This window comes from Stenotrophomonas sp. YJH_SMC_133 (genome assembly GCF_059370655.1).
The window spans coordinates 332,852-349,887 of sequence record NZ_JCAFTW010000002.1; the positions used below are offsets into that span (position 1 = coordinate 332,852).

A 17,036-nucleotide genomic window follows, 5' to 3' on the forward strand; every position below is an offset into this window, starting at 1 on the left:
CATCCGTCAACGGCATCCACGCATGGCGTAGATTTACCAGTGCCGTGAGCGAATCGACTGGCGATGCAGGATCAGTAGATCCACGCCATGCATGGATGCTTTGCGCGTGATTCCGCATGCCGGAAAAAATGAACGATTTCAGCCACATCACATCGGTGTGAGGGCTGGGCGATTTCACATCTGAACTGTGATTTCCCGCACGCAAGGTCACCTATCGGAATGGTTCACCACACGGCAGACTGCAAGCGCCGTGCCGCACATACGCAGTTCCTGATTTCCCGCCCAGGAGTGCCCCATGTACCGTGCCGTTCCGCGTGCGTTCCGTCCGCGCCGCCTTGCTGTTTCCGTGTTGCAGGCCCTCGCCGTTCCCTCCCTGCTTCTGACGACCGCCAGCGTTGCCTGGGCCGGCTGCAACAGCCCGGCACCGACTGCCGGCCAGACGGTCACCTGTGATACCAACGCGCCGAATCCGCAGGCCACTCCCGTTACCGCAAATGGTGCGGCCGGCATCACCGTCAATGTCGCCGCCGGTGCACAGCTGCAGCAGAGTGGTGGTGGATCGGCCATCGCGCTGGTGGGCGCCGGTGGTCACCTGCTGTCCAACCAGGGCGCGATCAGTTCGGTCGGCGGTGTAACCGTGCAGCTTGGGGGTGGCAGCCGCGTCGACAACACCGGCAGCATCAGCACCGGCAACAACACCGCCCTGCAGTTCGTCGGTGCGGGCGACAGCGTGCTGGTCAATCGAGGAGCGATCAGCGGGCGCACCGGCGTACAGTTCGATGCGGGCAATGATCGCCTCGAGATGCAGAGCGGCAGCATCAGCGGCGGCGTCCTGCAGGGCGATGGCAATGATGTGCTGCTGCTCAGCAATGGCACGATCGACAGCGTCGACCAGGGCGGCGGCGATGACCAGATGACCGTCACCGGCGGCGCCGTCACCGGCGTGGTGGCGCAGGGCAGTGGCCGCGATGATTTCATCATGAGTGGCGGCACCATCGGCGCGCTGCAGCAGGGCGACAACATCGATACCTTCCGCATGAGCGGTGGCCGCATCATCGGCGCGTTCGAGGATGGCGACCAGGCCTGGATGACCGCTGGCCGCATCGGCCGCGTCAACATGAAGCTGGACAAGAACCTGTGGGACCAGTCTGGCGGTACGGTTGACGGCAACGTGGTGACCGGCTTCGACACCGATACCATCATCATCTCGGGCACGGCCTACATCGGCGGCAACATCAGTGTCAGTGGCGGCAACGACAGCGTGACCATCACCGACGGCACCGTGCGCGGGCAGGTGCTGCTCAGTACCGGCAGCGACACCTTCAACTGGAGTGGCGGTGGCATCGTCTACGGCGCGATCGACATGGGGCCGGACAACGACGTGGCCAACCTCAGCAGCCTCAACCAGGGCAACCTCGGTGCGGTGCCGCTGTTCGACGGCGGCAGTGGCATCGACCAGCTCAACTTCAACAACGTCAAGACCACGGGCGTGGGCCGCTTCCAGAACTGGGAGGCGATCAGCCTGGCCAACAGCACCGAGCTGACCTTTGATGGCGATCTGGTGCTGGGTGACAGCAGTACCGGCACCGGAACGCTCACGGTGGATGACACGAGCACCGTCTATGCAGGCAGTGGCGGCCATGCCATCCGTCCGTTCAACAGTGGTGCACTGGTGGAGATGGTCAATGCCGGGCGCATCGACCTGACCGGTACTGGCGCCGGCGACGTGTTCACCGTGCGTGGCAACTACCGCGGTGACGGTGGTGGTCTGTACCTGCGCACCGTTCTGGGGGCGGATAATTCAACCAGCGACCGCCTGGTGATCGATGGTGGTGCCGTCACCGGCACGACCGGCATCGGCGTGCTCAATGCCGGCGGCAGCGGCGCTGCCACGTTGGCCGATGGCATCCTGGTGGTGCAGGCCTTGAATGGTGGCCGCACCGCGCCGGGTGCGTTCTCGCTGTTCGCGCCGGTGGCGGCTGGCGCCTACGAGTACTTCCTGTTCAAGGGTGGTGTCAGTGCCGGTACCAGCGAGAACTGGTACCTGCGCTCGACCCTGGTGGCCGGCCCGGCACCAGCGCCAAACGGGAGCGGTATCAATGGCGTGCCGCCGCCGCCGACGCCACCTGTCGCACCACCGCCACCGATCACCCCGGCACCGCCGCCGCCGCCCGAAGGCGCCCCCGATCCAGACCTGACAGCCGGCGAGACCGCACCACCGCCGCCGCCACCGGAACCGGCGCCTGTGGCGCCGCCCAGTGATCCAGCGGTACCGGACGTGCCGGTGGCCGGCGGTGCGCTGCCCGGAACCGGTGCGCCGCCGACGCCGGGCGCACGCCCCGCCGAAGGCGCGGTGGTGCCGCTGTACCGCGTGGAGACTGCTGCCTATGCCGTGGTGCCGCCGCTGCTGCGCGAGACCTCGCTGGCCAGCCTGGGTACCTTCCACGAGCGGCAGGGCGAGCAGCGCCTGCTGTACAGCCAGGGTGCGTTCCGCACCGCCTGGGGCCGTCTGGTGGGGCAGAGCAGCGAGATCCACTGGAAGGGCGATTCGCAGCCCGGCTTCGATGGCGATGTGATGGGCCTGCAGGCCGGCCTCGACGTGTGGGCTGCTGCTTCTGACAACCACCGCAACCAGATCGGCGTGTTCGTCGGCCGCACCCGCGCGCAGGGCAAGACCACCGGCCTGGCACTGGGCTGGGAGAACGTGCAGGTAGGCCAGAACCGCCTGGACGACAAGCACGTGGGCCTGTACTGGACCTTCACCGACAGCAGTGGCGGCTACATCGACGCCGTGGCGATGCAGAGCCGCTACGACGGCCGCGTGCGTTCCTCGCGCGGGCTCGGCTTCGGGATCAAGGGTGATGGCACCAGCGTGTCGGTGGAGGCGGGCAAACCGCTGCTGCACTTCGGTCAGTCCGCATGGTGGCTGGAACCGCAGGTGCAGGTGATCTGGCAACGCACCTCGCTGGACGACCGCCGCGATGCGGTGTCGAGCGTACGCTTCGACAACGACAACGCCTGGACCGGCCGCGTCGGCCTGCGCCTTGCCGGCGACTATCAGCTGGCCGACAACGGCTGGCAGCCGTACTTCAAGCTCAACTACTGGCACGGCCGTTCCGGCGAAGACCGTATCCGCTTCGACGATGACGTGATCTTCAATTCGCAGCGCTCGCGTGCACTCGAAGCCGGTGTCGGCGCGGTAGGGCGCTTCAACCGCACCATCAGCGCGTACGCGGTGGCCGACTACACCCGTGAACTGGGTGGCGACCGCAACGAGAAGCGCCGCATCATCGAAGGCAACATCGGCCTGCGCGCGGACTGGTAGCGCGCGGTACGGGTGTCATGACCCGCTCTGGTGGGTGTCGGCCTTGGTCGACACAGGGCCAATCGACGCCATGATCCGCTCTGGTGGGTGCCGACCTTGGTCGGCACGATGCTTTCCACTGCCATGACCTGCTCTGGTAGGTGCCGACCTTGGTCGGCACGAATCCCACCGATGCCATGACCTCCGCGCAGCCCAGCAACGGCTCGGCTCTACAGCAGCGGTGCGCACGCATCCGTTTCCACCAGCGCGCCGGCATGATCGGCCAACACCACCATTGCATGCAGCAGGCCTTCCTCCACCTGCGGCGGACACTGCGCCTGCGCATCGTCCGTCTCGCGCGCAGACTGTGCAGCCAGCAGTACCCCGCCGCACGCAGACAACGCCGCCAGGCAACGCGTCGCCTCGGCCAGTTCCCGACCGCGCCCCTCGCTGAGTTGCCGCTCGCGCCACGCCTGGCCGTCGGCTGCGTGGCTGTGAGCGATGCCGCGCAACCGCGCGAAGAATGCGGAGGGCGGCGCCTGTTCGTTGGCTTCGGCGAGTGCATCTTCCAACGCTTCGGCGGCGGTAGTGGGCAGCTGCAGGCCGGGCAGTGCAGCGCCGAGCAATGCCTGCAGGCGTGGATAGGTGGGGTGGGGCGTGTTCATGGCGGCAACCTCACGAGGCAAGGCCACCTGCGGCGTGCAAGGTGGCGGGCGGTGCGGGTTGGCGTGCCGGTCAAAATCGAAACGAAAAAAAGCCGACGGATCACGAGGATCCCCACGCACCGCCCGCCATGGGCAAGCCGGTGCATTGTCGCGATTGCCGCTGAGGCGGCAACTCGATCGTTTCGATGTTTGATTCAGGACGCCAATCCCGGCCAGCGCAGGAGGCGCCGACGGAGGCAACCTTCTCGCGTTCTACGTGGCAATGACATGGGCAAAGTTGCAATTTACTGATCGCGTGCACGCTGTCTTGCTGCAACCCGCGGCGGGGCCAGATACGACAGTTCGCGCATGGCGAAAGCCATCACCTGCGGGCTATGCTGTGCGCCTGCCTCAACGACAAGGAAACGTCACATGCAGGTTCGCAAGGGAGTGCGTCGCATCGGCGCGCTGATGCTCGTGTTGCTGGCGACCGGCGCCATGGCCGATACGCCAGGCGCGGTCGAGGTGCCCTCGCCGGAGGCCCAGGCCGAGATCCTCAATCTGCTTGAACGCCAGGCGCTGTATCGCGATCGGGTGGACTGGGCCGCCACCCGCGTACGCCTGCAATCGGCGCAGGGCGACCCGGCGCAACGGCTGGCCGTTCTGCGCGAAGCCATTGCGGTCAGCACGGGCAATCATGGCGGATGGACGACGACCCAGCGCCAGAGCGAATCCCTTGCGCGCGCGCAGCAGGCCGGCGCCGCCGCCGTGGACCGGGCCAAGGCGGCCGATGCGGTGGATATGCGCATCGGCTGGGTGGTCATCGAGGGCTATGCCTCCGCGCCGGGCGCGACGCCGCAGGAAAAGTTCCGCCAGGACATCCAGCGTGCCGCGCGGTGGCAGCAGGTCATCCGCAGCAAGGACGACGGCGCGCGCTGTGGCTGGATCGTCGACCTGCGTGACAACAGCGGTGGCAACATGTGGCCGATGCTGCTGGGCATGGCACCGCTGCTGCGCACCTCGGTAGTGAACAACGAAGATGTGGGGTCGTTCGAAACTGCACAGGGGCCGGAGCGCTGGACGTTGACCGCGACCGCCGTGCAGCGTGCAGGCAAGTCGGTGCTGGACTTCGGCCAGTCCGGCTATGTGCTGCGGCAGCCCGGCGCGCCGGTGGCGGTGCTGTTCGGGCCGCGCACCGGCAGTTCGGGCGAGGCCTCGGTGCTGGCGTGGCGTGGTCGTCCGCAGACGCGGAGTTTCGGTCAGCCCACTGCGGGTGTCTCCACTGGCAATGTCGTGCAGACGCTTGCCGATGGCAGTCGCCTGCTGCTGACCACCACCGTGATGCGCGACCGCAATGATCGTGGTGATGGCTTGAAGATCGAGCCCGACCAGCATATCGAGGGTGATGCCGCCACTTTGGCCGCCGCCGAAGCCTGGCTGCTGGCCCAACCCGCCTGCCAGGCCGCTGATCCATGATCCTGATCGGCCAGCAGGAGCGGGTGGTGGTGGTCGGCCCAACCGAAGCCCACCACTGCCTGCGCTGCCAGGCGGAAACCGAGTTCGCGCCCCGGCTGCGCTACAGGATGGCGCGCATCGACCTGCTGTTCGGTTTCACCTACCAGCGTCGCTACGAGCTGGCCTGCACCCGGTGCGAGCACGGCTGGGTGCTGGATACCGAGACCATGGACCAGCAGCTGGGCGGGGTGCCGATCCCGTGGCGGCACCGCTTCGGCCTGCCGTTGATGCTGGTCGGCGTGGCCGGGCTGGCCGCGCTGGGCTGGCTGTGGCGGCATGGATTCCTCGGTTGAGGAGCGGGCCTGCTAAAGTCTGCCCTGCAACCACGTACCGGAACCGACCATGGACCACGACACCCCGTTCGAACCCCTCAACGACCTCGAGGTGCGCCTGCTGCAGGCCCAGGACGGCACGCTGACCGCATCGCAGTTCCTCGATGGCCTGCTGACCTCGACGGCGTTCGTGCTGCTGGACAAGGCCATCGGCGAAGACGGTGCCTGGGACGAGAGCATCTCCCCGCTGGTGCTGACCAGCGAGAGCGGCGAGCCGATGTTCGCGGTGTTCACTGCGCCTGAGCGCGCTGGCCTGTGGCATGAGCAGCTGCCGCAGTTCGCCCACGCCATGCCGATCGCGGTGCACGCGCTGCTGGCCGGGATCGGCGACGGCGTCGGCCTGGTGCTGAACCCCGGCCTGGACGTGGGCATGGAGATGATTCCCGATGCCGTGGCCCAGCTGAAGCAGCGCGCCGCGGCGATCACCCGCGGGATGGCGCATTGAAGCCAGCGATATAGGGTTGCCGGCCAGCGGCCGGCACTACCCATGGGAGTCGGTGCGCGGCCGCCACGGCGGTTGCGGATCAGCGGGCGGCGGCGATGGCTTTTACGCGCGCCTTGGCCAACGCTTCACCGATGGCCGGGCCCTTCAGATGGGTGGTATCAAGGTCCCGCGCCTGTACTGACAGTGCCGCCTGGTGCAGGCGCTTGAGCGTTTCGCCCTGCGGGTAGTCGGCGTCCTCGAAGCCGAGCCGGCCGCGTTTGTCGGCCTCGCAGCACAGTGCGATGCGGGCCACACGCTCCGGCCGGCGCAGCGCATCACAGCGGCCCAGCAGTTCCAGCACGGTGGCATCGCGCAGTTCATCGATGCGGTGCACGTTCAAGTGCTCCCGGCAGACCGCTTCGGCCAGCTGCTGGTGCTCGGCGGGAATCTTCAACCGCGCGCACAGTGCCTTCAGGGGTTTGATGCCGCGCTGTTCGTGCATGATGTGGCGCGGCCACTCCCCCGGCGGGGTCAGGCCCTTGCCGAGATCGTGGGTAAGCGCGGCAAAGCCGACCAGGTCATCGCCGGGGGCCAGCTTCGCCGCCATGTCGCTGACCATTTCCTGGTGGATGCCGGTATCCACTTCCGGATGGAATTCGGCACGCTGCGGCACGCCATACAGCGCTTCCAGCTCGGGCAGGATAGGGCCCAGTGCATGTGCATCGTGCAGCGTGCGCAGGAAGGCGGAGGGCTGCTCACTGACCAGCGCCTTGCGCAGTTCCTGCCACACTCGCTCCGGCACCAGTGCATCCAGTTCGCCACTGGCGGCGATCTCGCGCATCAGCGCCATGGTCTCTTCGGCGACGGTGAAGCCCAGCGGGGCGAAGCGCGCCATGAAGCGTGCCGCGCGCAGCACGCGCAACGGATCTTCCACGAACGCAGGGCCGACATGGCGCAGCACGCGCTGCTCGATATCACGCACGCCGCCGTAAGGATCGACCAGCGCCCCGCTGTCTTCGTCGCAGGCAATCGCATTGATGGTGAAGTCGCGGCGCTGCAGGTCTTCTTCCAGCGTCACTCCCGGGTCGGCATCGACCACAAAGCCGCGATAGCCGCGGCCGGATTTGCGTTCGGTACGCGCCAGTGCGTACTCCTCACCGGTCTTTGGATGCAGGAATACCGGGAAATCGCGGCCGACCGCGGTGTAGCCCTGCGCTTCCATCTGCGCGGGCGTGGCGCCAACCACCACCCAGTCGTGGTCGCCGGCGGGACGCTGCAGCAGGCGGTCGCGTACGGCGCCGCCGACAAGATAGATCTTCATGGCTGGAATCATCGCATGCCCGGCGCAGATGCACCGGTAGTGCCGGCCGCTGGCCGGCAACCGCAGTCACCCCGAAGCTGCCGGCCAGCGGCCGGCACTACCGATACAGCGGCCAGCCTGATCCAGGCCAGCAGGCTCATCGTTTCACTCCCCAGGGCGTGGATACCGGGGAATGCCGACCAGCGGCCGGCAGTACCGTGTTGCGATCAATCCCCGCCCTGCTCGGCGTTGGCGGCGCAGCTGAAGTTCTTGCGCTTGTCCACCAGGCGGCCCATCAGGCGGTCGCTCAGCGGCAGTGCATCACCATTGAGGCGCCAGTCGTAGATCACGCTGAAGGCCAGCACACGGGCGACGTACTCGCGGGTTTCCTTGTAGCTGATGGTCTCGATCCACAGGTCCGGGTCAAAGCCCGGGCGCTGGCTCTGCCAGCGCGCGGTCGGGGTCGGGCCGGCGTTGTAGGCGGCGATGGTCACGTACGGCAGGCCGTCGTACTTGTTCATCAGCTGGCGCAGGTAGGCGGTGCCGATGGCGATGTTGGTGTCCGGGTCGTAGAGGCTGTCGGCGCCGCCGTAGCCGGTCAGGCCGATCGACTTGGCCACACCGGCACCGGTGGCCGGCAGCACCTGCATCAGGCCCATGGCGTTTGCAGGCGAGCGCGCACGCGGGGTGAACGTGCTCTCGGCGCGGATTTCCGCCGCCACCCAGGCCGGATCGATCGCGTTGCGTGCCGATTCGCGGCGGATGGTGGCGTCGTGGTGCAGCGGGAAGCGCAGGTCGTACAGGCGCTGTTCCTGCGGCTGCTTGCCGAGCGCGAACACGGCGCGGTCGAACCAGCCGTTGTCCTGCGCGACGCGTACCGCGAGGCGGCGCTGGGTGTCATCGAAGCGCGACAGCGCGCTGTTCCATTCGGCCACGGCCCAGCCGGTGCGGTCGATCTGGTACAGCGCCATCGCGCGCTGGATGGCCGGGTCGCGCGCGATCACCGCCTGTGCCTGCGCGCTGTCGTTCGGCTTCCAAGGGCACAGGGTATAGCCCTGCTGCAGCTTGTCGGCAGCGAGGAAACCGTGGAAGGTCGGTGCGCGCGCCGCATCGCGGAACAACGGCTGCGCCTGCTGGGCCTGGCCGGTCTTCTCCAGCATGCGGCCTTCGAAGTAGCGCCAGCGCGGGTCGCTGCGCTGCTTGCTGGCCATCTTGCGGATCGCGGTCAGTGCCGCCGGCCAGTCACCGCGCGACATCGCTTCGCGCACGCGCCATTCGTGCAGGCGTTCGTCATACGCCGATTCCGGCACCGCGTTGAGGCGGCGTGCCGAATCGGGCAGATAGGAAGCCACCGTCCACAGCGCGATCTGGTACAGCACCTGGCCCTGCTGCTCGGCACTCAGGCCGAGCGCCTGGGCGTACTGCGGCAACTGCTGTTCGGTGGCGGCCGGGTCGGCCTTGGCCAGCTTGGCCAGGCCGTCGGTGGCGATGCGCCGGCTGCGCTCGTTGCGCGGCCAGTTCAATGCGCTGGCATTGGGCTTGTCGACAAAGGCGGCGTAATTGTTGGCCAGCGCCAGGTCGGTGGCAGGCAGGCCACGTGCGGCGCTGCGCATCACGGCCGGCTGCTGGGCGTCGGCGGCGGCATCGATGCGTTCCCAGCGCAGGGCGTCGCTCAGGCCGCCTTGTGCCTGCAGCACGGCGAATACCGCGTCGCAGCCATCCGGCAGCGACTTGCCGTTCTTGCGCCACAGGTCCTGCGCTTCACTGATCCACTGCGGATCGACCTTGCCGGTCACCTGGCGCGCGGTCAGCTGCGCGCAGCGCAGGCCTGCGTTGTCGGTGGGCGCCCAGTTGGCGAGCAGGGTGGGCCAGTCCTGGCGGCGTGCGACCGAGGGCAACCACACGCTGCGGAACGTGTTGGCCACCGCCTGGCCGTCATAGCGCTTGAGGAAGGCCTGCGCCTGCGCGGTATCGACGGTGTCGATGTTGCGGCGCAGGTTGGCGTACTCCAGCCAGCCGTAAGCCGGATGGCGGCTGAGTGCGGCGGCCTGGCCGGGATCGAACTGGCCGCGTTCGGCGGCAGCGATCGCGGCCTTCAGCTGCGCGTTCTGGGCGTCGAGGGACTGGGCATTGGCGCAGCCGATCAGCAGCGTGGTGGCCAAGGGCAGCAGGGACAGGGCGGTCGAGGAGCGTCGGGTCATGGCACTCAGCATAGCGGGGGCTGGCTGAATTCAGTTTCGCATCGTGTGCACGCCGCCGATGGGATGGGCAGACGATCGATCCTGCGGGGACGGTGTGCATGCGGGGGGCGGCAGAAGCGACACACCTGTCGCGGATCTCAATTGTGCGATGATTCAGGCACAGCGCGGCCTGCTCGACGTGGGCCGCTGTTCCGCGAAGGAGCGTGGTATGCGCTATGCGTCCGTGCACGCCCGTGCGCTGATGTCCGGGATCAATCTGGCGCCGCTGGTAGATGTGCTGCTGGTATTGCTGGCGCTGGTGGTCACCACCTTGCCGATGGCACAGACGACGGCGGTGCGCACGTTCCAACAGGGCACTGTATGCCCGCCGGGGCCCGGGCACACGCCGCCGGCATCGATCGCGCTGCATCTCGACGCGGCCGGTGGCGTCTACTGGAATGACCGGCCCTTGGACGACCCGTCACTGCAGCACGCCCTCGCCCAGCTCCAGCAGTTGCCGCCGGCGCTCCAGCCCTCGCTGCACCTGACCACCGCCGACAGCACCGACTACGGCGACATGGCACGGGTGCTGTTCGCCATCGAGGGGCGTGGCCTTCGCGTCACAGCGCAGGGCTACTAGCATCGGCACTCGCAAGAGCGCTTGATGAGGGCTGGGAAAACTCCGCGTGTGCTGTCGTGTCCGGCATCAAGCCGTCCGCCTCGAACAGTACCGTCCGGTATTAACGGCACGCATCTGACGCAATCGGCTGCCAACTGCGTCAATTCCGCGTGAAATAGTGTCGATCATCACGCCGTGGTTTTTACCGTTTGTTTACAAAGGAGACGCTGCCGCCACGCAGGGGGGAGCGCGGCAGTCCAAGTCCCGACATTCCTTTGGAGAGAGAGCGAATGAAGTACCTGCACCACCGCCCTTTGGCGGTTGCCGTTGCGCTGTGCGTGACGGCCCTGGCACCGTTGGGTGCCGCTGCGCAATCCACCACCAACCTCGATGCGGTGGAAGTGACCGGTACCCGCATCAAGCGCGCTGAAGTCGAAGGCCAGGTGCCGATCCAGACATTGACGCGCGGTGACATCGAACGCACCGGCCTGACCTCGATCGGCGAAGTGCTGCAGCAGCTCACCGGTTCCGGTTCGGCGCTCAACGCCAAGTTCAACTCGTCCGGCAACTTCGGTTTCCCGCCCGATGGCAGTGGCGTGGGTGCCGGCTCGGCGCAGGTCGATCTGCGCCACCTGGGGGCCAAGCGCGTGCTGGTGCTGGTCGATGGCATCCGCTGGGTCAATGAGTCGTCCGCCTCCGGCGTCGGCTCGGCCACCGATCTCAATACCATTCCGCTGGCCATCGTCGAGCGCATCGAGGTGCTGGAAGATGGCGCGTCGTCGCTGTACGGCTCCGATGCCATTGCCGGCGTGGTCAACATCATCACCCGCCGTGACTTCGATGGTGGGCAGGTGACGCTGAACTACGGCGAGTACAGCAAGGGCGACGGCACGCAGAAGGGCGTGGACCTGGCCTGGGGCAAGAGTGGCGACCGCTTCAGCCTGTTCCTGGGCGCCAGCTGGACCAAGCAGGATCCGGTATTCGCCAAGGACCGCGAGCAGTCGCGCTTCCCGATTCCCGGCACCGGCCTGGCGTTCGGCAGCGGTGGCATTCCGCAGGGCCGTTTCATGTTCACCGACCCGAACACCGGTGCGGTGCAGAACATCGTGCCCAATACCGGCGTGAGCAATCCGCGCTACGACGGCAGCGCCGGCTGCAGCCGCACGGATGACTACCACTGCTTCACCACCGCCGACCGCTTCAACTTCGCCGAATACAACATGGTGCTGACGCCGTCGGAGCGCAAAGGCCTGTTCGGTCAGTTCCGCTTCGACATCACCGACAACGTGCAGTGGTACGTCAAGGCACTGGGCAACCGTCGTGAGTCGACCAACCAGGCCGGCCCGGAGCCGCTGTTCTTCGGCCCCGATGGCGCGACCGGCAATCCGCTGGCCGACAACATCGTGGTCTCGCGCCTGAATCCGTACAACCCGTTCGGCTTCGATCTGGTTTCCGGTGACAACATGAGCCTGATCGGTCGTCGCCCGGTGGAAGGCGGTGCGCGCGTGTTCAAGCAGAAAGTGGACACCACCTACTTCGCCACCGGCCTGGTCGGTGACTTCCATGCCGCCGACCGCAGCTGGTACTGGGATGTCAACGGCATGTACAGCAAGAACAAGGCCGAACAGACCAACTACGGCAGCTATGACATCTACAAGGTGAACATGGCGCTGGGCGATCCGTCCGTCTGTGCGGCCACGCCGGGCTGCGTGCCGCTGAACATCTTCGGCGGCGTCGGTTCGATCACCCCGGACATGCTGAAGTGGATCCAGCCGGTGGTGCGCGACCGCAGCCAGAACGAACTGAGCCTGTTCACCGCCAACCTGTCCAGCGAGCTGTTCTCGCTGCCGGCCGGTCCGGTATCCTTCGCCACCGGCTTCGAGTACCGCAAGTACAAGGGCTCCTACCAGCCCGATCCGCTGACAGTGATCGGCCACTACAACGGCGTGCCGTCGCAGCCGACCTCCGGTTCCTACGACGTCAACGAGGCCTACCTGGAGTTGAGCGTGCCGATCTTCGCCGATTCCTCGTTCGGCAAGAAGCTGGACCTGAGCCTGGCCGGCCGCTATTCGGACTACTCCACCTTTGGTGGTGAATTCACGCCCAAGTACGGCCTGCGCTGGCAGGTGACCGATGACTTCGTGCTGCGCACCACCTACGCCGAGGGCTTCCGCGCACCGTCGATCGGTGAACTGTACGGCTCGGCGGCGCGTGCCGACCTGCAGCTGTTCGACCCGTGCTCGGTGGGTCTGGGCGGCACTCCGCCGCGTGGCAGCGCCGCCAACTGTGCCGCGCTGGGCGTGCCGGCCGGCTTCCAGCAGGCCAACTCGCAGATCTCGGTGACCACCGGCGGCAACCGTGAGCTGGAGCCGGAACGCTCGCGCAGCTTCAGCGCCGGCTTCGTGTGGAGCCCATGGTTCGGCAACAATGCGTCGTGGTCGGAGCGCTTCGACGTGGAAGTGACCTTCTACCGCCACGCCATCGATGGTGCGATCCAGGCGATCAACGCGCAGACCCAGCTGGACCTGTGCGTGGATACGCTGGACCCGATCTACTGCGATGGCATCACCCGTGCCAGCACCGGTGCGGTCAGCAGCTTCAACAACCGCCTGACCAACCTGGGTTCGATCAAGACCGACGGCTGGGACGTGGATCTGTTCTGGACCCTGCCGCAGACCTCCATCGGCCAGTTCAAGCTGGCGTGGAAGAACACCTTCGTCGGCCGTTACGAGGCCACCGGCGCGGCCGGGCAGAAGCAGCCGCAGAAGCCGGGCGTGGAAGTGGCCGACAGCTCGATTCCGGAGTGGACCAGCAATGCCAGCATCGGCTGGACGATGGACCGCTGGAGCGCCAACTGGACGGTGCGGCACATTTCCGAGCTGACCGAGAACTGTGGCGATGCCGCGGCCTTCCCGGTGTGCAGCAACCAGGCAGCGGGCACCAACACGCTGTCGGCCACCACCTTCCACGACATGCAGGTGGGCTACAAGATCGACTGGATGAAGGGGCTGCAGCTGACGGCCGGCCTGAACAACGTGTTCGACAAGGATCCGCCGATCTGCCTGTCGTGCTCGTTGAACGGCTACGACGCTTCGACCTACGACATCCCGCGTGGCCGCTACTGGTACCTGCGCGCGGATCTGCGGTTCTGATGAGGGACCGGTGCCGGGCATTTCCCGGCACCGGTCATCAGGCATCAATCCGGAATGTCCTGTTCCGGGGCGTCCTGCTCAAGGGCCGCGCGGCGGAAGGCTGTGCGCGCCCAACCCAGCCCGACCACGATCATCATCGGCCCAGCCGCGAAGGCGGGCAGTGACGGGATGCGGAACTGCGATTGGTGCTCGATCAGCAGGTTGTAAAGGATCCAGGCAACCAACAGCAGGCCTATGACCGCACACAACAGCCCGAACAGCACCTGCGGAACGCCCATTGCCAGGCCGAGCGCTCGCTCGGTACGGGTGGGGCTGGGGATGGCACGCAGTTCACGGCCCAGATCGAACCAGGACAGGATGGCGGCGGGCAGGCCGATCAGCAGAAGCAGGATGAAGTAGCCGTTGCCGGTGCCGATCATCAGCGGTGGCGACGAGAACAGGGCCATGAGCGAGAGACCGAGTTTCGTGCGGGTGCGCATGGCCGGTCGTCCTTGAAGGGGAGGCGCAAGGTGTCCGGATGGCACGGGTCGAAGCTGCAGGCCACCGTGTCCGCGACGCTACACCTGCCGGGGCGCCGCCGCAACGAGGGCGCTGAGCGTCCCCGTTGTAGAGTCGAGCCGTGCTCGACTGCCCTCTGTGGCCGAGTCGGGCATGGCTCGACGCTACAAAGCCGGTTGGATCAGAACGACCAGGTGAACGTCAGCGAGCCGTTGCGGCCATCGCCATACGCACCGTAGCCGTTGATCTGCGACAGGTACTTCTTGTCCAGCAGGTTGTTGAGGTTGGCCTGCACGCTGAACTCCGGCGAGATGCGGTAGCGCACGAAGGCGCTGACCAGCGCATAGCCACTCTGCTCGATGCGGCCGTAGGCAGGCACCGCGTAGTAGATGCGGTTCTGCCAGTTGGCACCGCCACCGACGGTCAGTTCCTGCAGCGACTGCGGGGTGTAGCTGGTGAACAGCTTCAGGGCGGTCTGCGGCAGGTTGGTGTTGATGTCGGCGTCGTTGATGTCCTTGGCCACGTAGCGCGAGGCGCCGAAGGTGGCATTCCAGCCCGGCGCCAGTTCACCGTTCACCTCGAACTCGAAGCCACGGCTGACGGTGCCGCGTGCGGCGATCGAGGCGAACTCACCCGGGCGGCCGATGATCGGCTCGCTGGTGACCTGGGCGACGTTGTCCTGCTCGATGCGGAACACCGCCAGCGAGGCATTCAGGCGGTTGTCGAACCAAGCCCCCTTGACGCCGACCTCGTAGCTCTTGCCGTCGACCGGGTCGAGATAACGGTCGTTGCGGTCGCGGGCGGTCTGCGGCTGGAAGATCTCGGTGTAGCTGGCGTACGCGGAGTAGGTGTCGTTGATGTCATACACCAGGCCGGCGTACGGGGTGGTCACCTTGTGTTCGCGGTCGTCGTTCTCGCCTTCGCTCTTCCAGTCGGTGTAGCGGGCGCCGATGATCAGCTTCAACGGATCGGCCAGTGACAGGCGTGCGGCGGCGTAACCGGCCTTCTGGGTGATGGTGCCCTGGCTGGCCAGTGCCAGCGGGTTCCAGTTCGGCTCGCTGATGTTGCCGGTCCAGTGCAGGTAGCTGGTGAACGGGTCCCAGGTCTTGCCGGCGCCACCGACCTGGTAGTCGCCGTAGTTGGCATAGTCGCGCTCGTTGTAGCTCAGTCCGGCCATGAACTGGTGCTCGCGGCCGAACAGCTGGAACGGACCGTCAACGTAGCCATCAACACCGGTGACCTTGCGCTCGGTGTTGTAGAAACCCGCGGAAGGCGAGATGCCCGTGCCGTTGGTTCTGTCGAAGTTCGATGCGCCCGTGGTCCAGTCGTTGTATGCCGGGTAGAACAGCTTGTCGTCGGCCTTGGTCTCATCGTGCGTGGCACCGACCTTGAACTTCCAGCCATTGCTGAAGGCGTGCTGCAGGGTGGCGAACGCGCGCTTGCTGGTGGTGTCCCAGTAGGTCCAGTTCGGGCTGGCGTTGAACGATTCGTCATAGCCGGTGCGCGAGCCATCGGAGTACAGCATCGGGAAGCCGCCCCAGGTCGCGCCGGTGGCGCGCTTCTGCTGGTAGTCGTAGCCCACGCTCAGCTGGGTGTCCGGGGTCAGGTCGGCGTCGATGACCGCATAGCCCAGCGTCTTGCGCTGGTTGTAGCGATCCATCTGGCCGTCGGTGTCCAGGTAGCTGCCGATCACGCGGCCGCGCACGGTGCCGGTGGCGTTCAGCGCACTGCCCACGTCCACCGTGGTGCGGGTGCGGCCCCAGCTACCGACGTTCACCGAGACGCTGCCGGTCAGTTCGGCGCTGTCGGCATGCTTGCGGATCAGGTTCACCGACGCGGACGGATTGCCGGCACCACTGAGCAGGCCGGTGGCACCACGCACCACCTCCACGCGGTCGTACAGCGCCAGGTCCAGGCCGGAATCACCGTAGCTCCAGTTCTGCACCATCTGCGTCGGCAGGCCATCGAACTGGTAGGCATCAATGTAGAAACCGCGCGCGTAGAACTCGGTGCGTTCGCTGTCGGACTGGGTGCTGGTCACGCCGGTGGTGTTGGCCAGCACGTCGATGATGTCGTCGAGGTTCTGATCTTCGATGCGCTGGTGGCTGATGATGCTGATCGACTGCGGGATCTCGCGCGGGGCCAGGTCGAAGCGGGTACCGGCCGAGGTGCGGCGCACCGAGTAGCCTTCGGCGCGTTCGCCCTTGACGACGACCTTGTCCAGCGTGGTCGGGTCGGCCGCGGTGTCGGCGAAGGCGGCCGGAGCCACGGCACAGAGAACAGCAAGCACGGCAACGGACAGCCGCTGCGGCTGCAGGGTACGGAAGGCGGGACGGGTCATGGGGGGCCTGGACGAGCACGCGCGTTCGGCCGTCATCCAGGAGGCGATGCGCTACGGGTAGGGGAAGGGCGGGCAGGCCGTCCTGGCACCACCGGAAACGAAAGAAATAGTAATACGAACTATTCCTATTTACAAATCATGAACAGGTCGGTCCGCGGGTGCGCAATGGCGGTCAGCGCAGCAGCGGCAACGGGTCGCGGGGGCCGTTCGAGCCGTAGATGCCCCAGTGTAGGTGCGGCGGCGTGCCCTTGGCGTTGCCGCTGTCGCCAACATGACCGAGAAGGTCGCCGGGCTGCACCACCTGGCCGCGTACCAGGCCTTCGGCCCAGTCGTCTAGGTGGGCGTAGTAGTAGCGTTCGCGCCCGGGCCCGATCACCCAGACCTGGCGCCCGCCGAGCCCGCGTTCGCTGACATCCGCGACGACACCGGCCGTGGCGCTGCGCACTGGGGTGCCGCGTTTGGCGAAGATGTCGATGCCGGCGTGGGAGCGGTCACGGCCACGTGGCGCGCCGAAGGTATCGGCGATCTGGCGTGGCCGCACGCCGTCCACCGGCACCGGTAGTTGCGTGGCCGGCGGCATCCGCGAGAGCGCCCACAGCATCTTCGGTGCGGCCGCCCATGGGCTGTTCCACAGCGTCATCGCCGCGACGAGCGCAATGGCCAGCCACAGGCCACGCAGCAACCAGCGGCGAAGGCGGTGGGCGTGGGAGGACGGTGTATTCATGGC

The 17,036-nt window shown here is 66.8% G+C and carries 12 protein-coding genes; 6 read left to right on the top strand and 6 right to left on the bottom strand.

Translation table 11 applies throughout. The features are described from left to right. The first annotated feature begins 295 nt into the window (after window positions 1-295). A complete protein-coding gene (locus AC5P78_RS04065) occupies window positions 296-3,325 on the top strand; it encodes an autotransporter family protein (protein WP_414498524.1) in 3,030 nt (1,009 codons plus the stop codon). A gap of 209 nt (window positions 3,326-3,534) precedes the next feature. Here the strand turns inward: AC5P78_RS04065 and AC5P78_RS04070 are convergent, their stop codons facing one another. Continuing rightward, a complete protein-coding gene (locus AC5P78_RS04070) occupies window positions 3,535-3,969 on the bottom strand; it encodes a hypothetical protein (RefSeq protein ID WP_062605636.1) in 435 nt (144 codons plus the stop codon). A 411-nt stretch (window positions 3,970-4,380) separates the two neighbouring features. Between AC5P78_RS04070 and AC5P78_RS04075 the strand changes: the two genes are divergently transcribed. Genes AC5P78_RS04075 through AC5P78_RS04085 form a run of 3 tightly spaced genes read left to right on the top strand, consistent with a single transcriptional unit; the run spans window position 4,381 to window position 6,240 of the window. Further along, the gene (locus tag AC5P78_RS04075; protein ID WP_414498523.1) at window positions 4,381-5,424 is read left to right on the top strand and encodes a S41 family peptidase; all 1,044 of its coding nucleotides are present in this window, start codon (window positions 4,381-4,383) and stop codon (window positions 5,422-5,424) included. Beyond that, window positions 5,421-5,756, top strand: coding sequence for a hypothetical protein (locus AC5P78_RS04080; RefSeq protein ID WP_049396474.1), 336 nt, complete (start codon window positions 5,421-5,423; stop codon window positions 5,754-5,756). The genes AC5P78_RS04075 and AC5P78_RS04080 overlap by 4 nt, the downstream gene beginning before the upstream one ends. Window positions 5,757-5,805: 49 nt before the next feature. Further along, window positions 5,806-6,240, top strand: a complete 435-nt coding sequence (locus AC5P78_RS04085; RefSeq protein ID WP_005411035.1) for an SseB family protein — start codon at window positions 5,806-5,808, stop codon at window positions 6,238-6,240. Window positions 6,241-6,319: 79 nt separating this feature from the next. Here the strand turns inward: AC5P78_RS04085 and AC5P78_RS04090 are convergent, their stop codons facing one another. After that, window positions 6,320-7,540: a multifunctional CCA addition/repair protein gene (locus AC5P78_RS04090; protein WP_024957022.1), complete on the bottom strand. Its 1,221-nt coding sequence runs from the start codon at window positions 7,538-7,540 to the stop codon at window positions 6,320-6,322. A 206-nt stretch (window positions 7,541-7,746) separates the two neighbouring features. Continuing rightward, window positions 7,747-9,732, bottom strand: a complete 1,986-nt coding sequence (locus AC5P78_RS04095) for a transglycosylase SLT domain-containing protein (RefSeq protein ID WP_111198025.1) — start codon at window positions 9,730-9,732, stop codon at window positions 7,747-7,749. A gap of 196 nt (window positions 9,733-9,928) precedes the next feature. Here AC5P78_RS04095 and AC5P78_RS04100 point away from each other — a divergent pair, with 196 nt between their 5' ends. Together AC5P78_RS04100 and AC5P78_RS04105 are read left to right on the top strand one after the other, a co-directional pair. Beyond that, window positions 9,929-10,339, top strand: a complete 411-nt coding sequence (locus AC5P78_RS04100; RefSeq protein WP_005414480.1) for a biopolymer transporter ExbD — start codon at window positions 9,929-9,931, stop codon at window positions 10,337-10,339. Between the two features lie 269 nt (window positions 10,340-10,608). Continuing rightward, complete coding sequence (locus tag AC5P78_RS04105) at window positions 10,609-13,470, top strand: TonB-dependent receptor plug domain-containing protein (RefSeq protein ID WP_180872545.1); 2,862 nt, start codon at window positions 10,609-10,611, stop codon at window positions 13,468-13,470. Window positions 13,471-13,514: 44 nt separating this feature from the next. Here AC5P78_RS04105 and AC5P78_RS04110 read toward each other — a convergent pair whose 3' ends face one another. The 3 genes from AC5P78_RS04110 to AC5P78_RS04120 all read right to left on the bottom strand — a co-directional run bounded on the left by AC5P78_RS04110 (window position 13,515) and on the right by AC5P78_RS04120 (window position 17,033). Further along, window positions 13,515-13,949 carry a hypothetical protein gene (locus tag AC5P78_RS04110; protein WP_223846440.1) on the bottom strand — a complete coding sequence of 145 codons (435 nt, stop codon included), beginning with the start codon at window positions 13,947-13,949 and terminating at the stop codon, window positions 13,515-13,517. Window positions 13,950-14,149: 200 nt separating this feature from the next. Next, entirely contained in the window at window positions 14,150-16,309 is a 2,160-nt protein-coding gene (fhuE, locus tag AC5P78_RS04115) for a ferric-rhodotorulic acid/ferric-coprogen receptor FhuE (RefSeq protein WP_065183185.1), read from the bottom strand. 172 nt (window positions 16,310-16,481) lie between these two features. Further along, window positions 16,482-17,033, bottom strand: coding sequence for a M23 family metallopeptidase (locus tag AC5P78_RS04120; protein WP_065183184.1), 552 nt, complete (start codon window positions 17,031-17,033; stop codon window positions 16,482-16,484). Between the last annotated feature and the right edge of the window lie 3 nt (window positions 17,034-17,036).

Excerpts from the sequence above, each read along its gene's own strand:
- AC5P78_RS04065 (WP_414498524.1), top strand. The coding sequence starts at position 296 with ATGTACCGTGCCGTTCCGCGTGCGTTCCGTCCGCGCCGCCTTGCTGTT.
- AC5P78_RS04070 (WP_062605636.1), bottom strand. The coding sequence starts at position 3,969 with ATGAACACGCCCCACCCCACCTATCCACGCCTGCAGGCATTGCTCGGC.
- AC5P78_RS04075 (WP_414498523.1), top strand. The coding sequence starts at position 4,381 with ATGCAGGTTCGCAAGGGAGTGCGTCGCATCGGCGCGCTGATGCTCGTG.
- AC5P78_RS04080 (WP_049396474.1), top strand. The coding sequence starts at position 5,421 with ATGATCCTGATCGGCCAGCAGGAGCGGGTGGTGGTGGTCGGCCCAACC.
- AC5P78_RS04085 (WP_005411035.1), top strand. The coding sequence starts at position 5,806 with ATGGACCACGACACCCCGTTCGAACCCCTCAACGACCTCGAGGTGCGC.
- AC5P78_RS04090 (WP_024957022.1), bottom strand. The coding sequence starts at position 7,540 with ATGAAGATCTATCTTGTCGGCGGCGCCGTACGCGACCGCCTGCTGCAG.
- AC5P78_RS04095 (WP_111198025.1), bottom strand. The coding sequence starts at position 9,732 with ATGCTGAGTGCCATGACCCGACGCTCCTCGACCGCCCTGTCCCTGCTG.
- AC5P78_RS04100 (WP_005414480.1), top strand. The coding sequence starts at position 9,929 with ATGCGCTATGCGTCCGTGCACGCCCGTGCGCTGATGTCCGGGATCAAT.
- AC5P78_RS04105 (WP_180872545.1), top strand. The coding sequence starts at position 10,609 with ATGAAGTACCTGCACCACCGCCCTTTGGCGGTTGCCGTTGCGCTGTGC.
- AC5P78_RS04110 (WP_223846440.1), bottom strand. The coding sequence starts at position 13,949 with ATGCGCACCCGCACGAAACTCGGTCTCTCGCTCATGGCCCTGTTCTCG.
- fhuE (WP_065183185.1), bottom strand. The coding sequence starts at position 16,309 with ATGACCCGTCCCGCCTTCCGTACCCTGCAGCCGCAGCGGCTGTCCGTT.
- AC5P78_RS04120 (WP_065183184.1), bottom strand. The coding sequence starts at position 17,033 with ATGAATACACCGTCCTCCCACGCCCACCGCCTTCGCCGCTGGTTGCTG.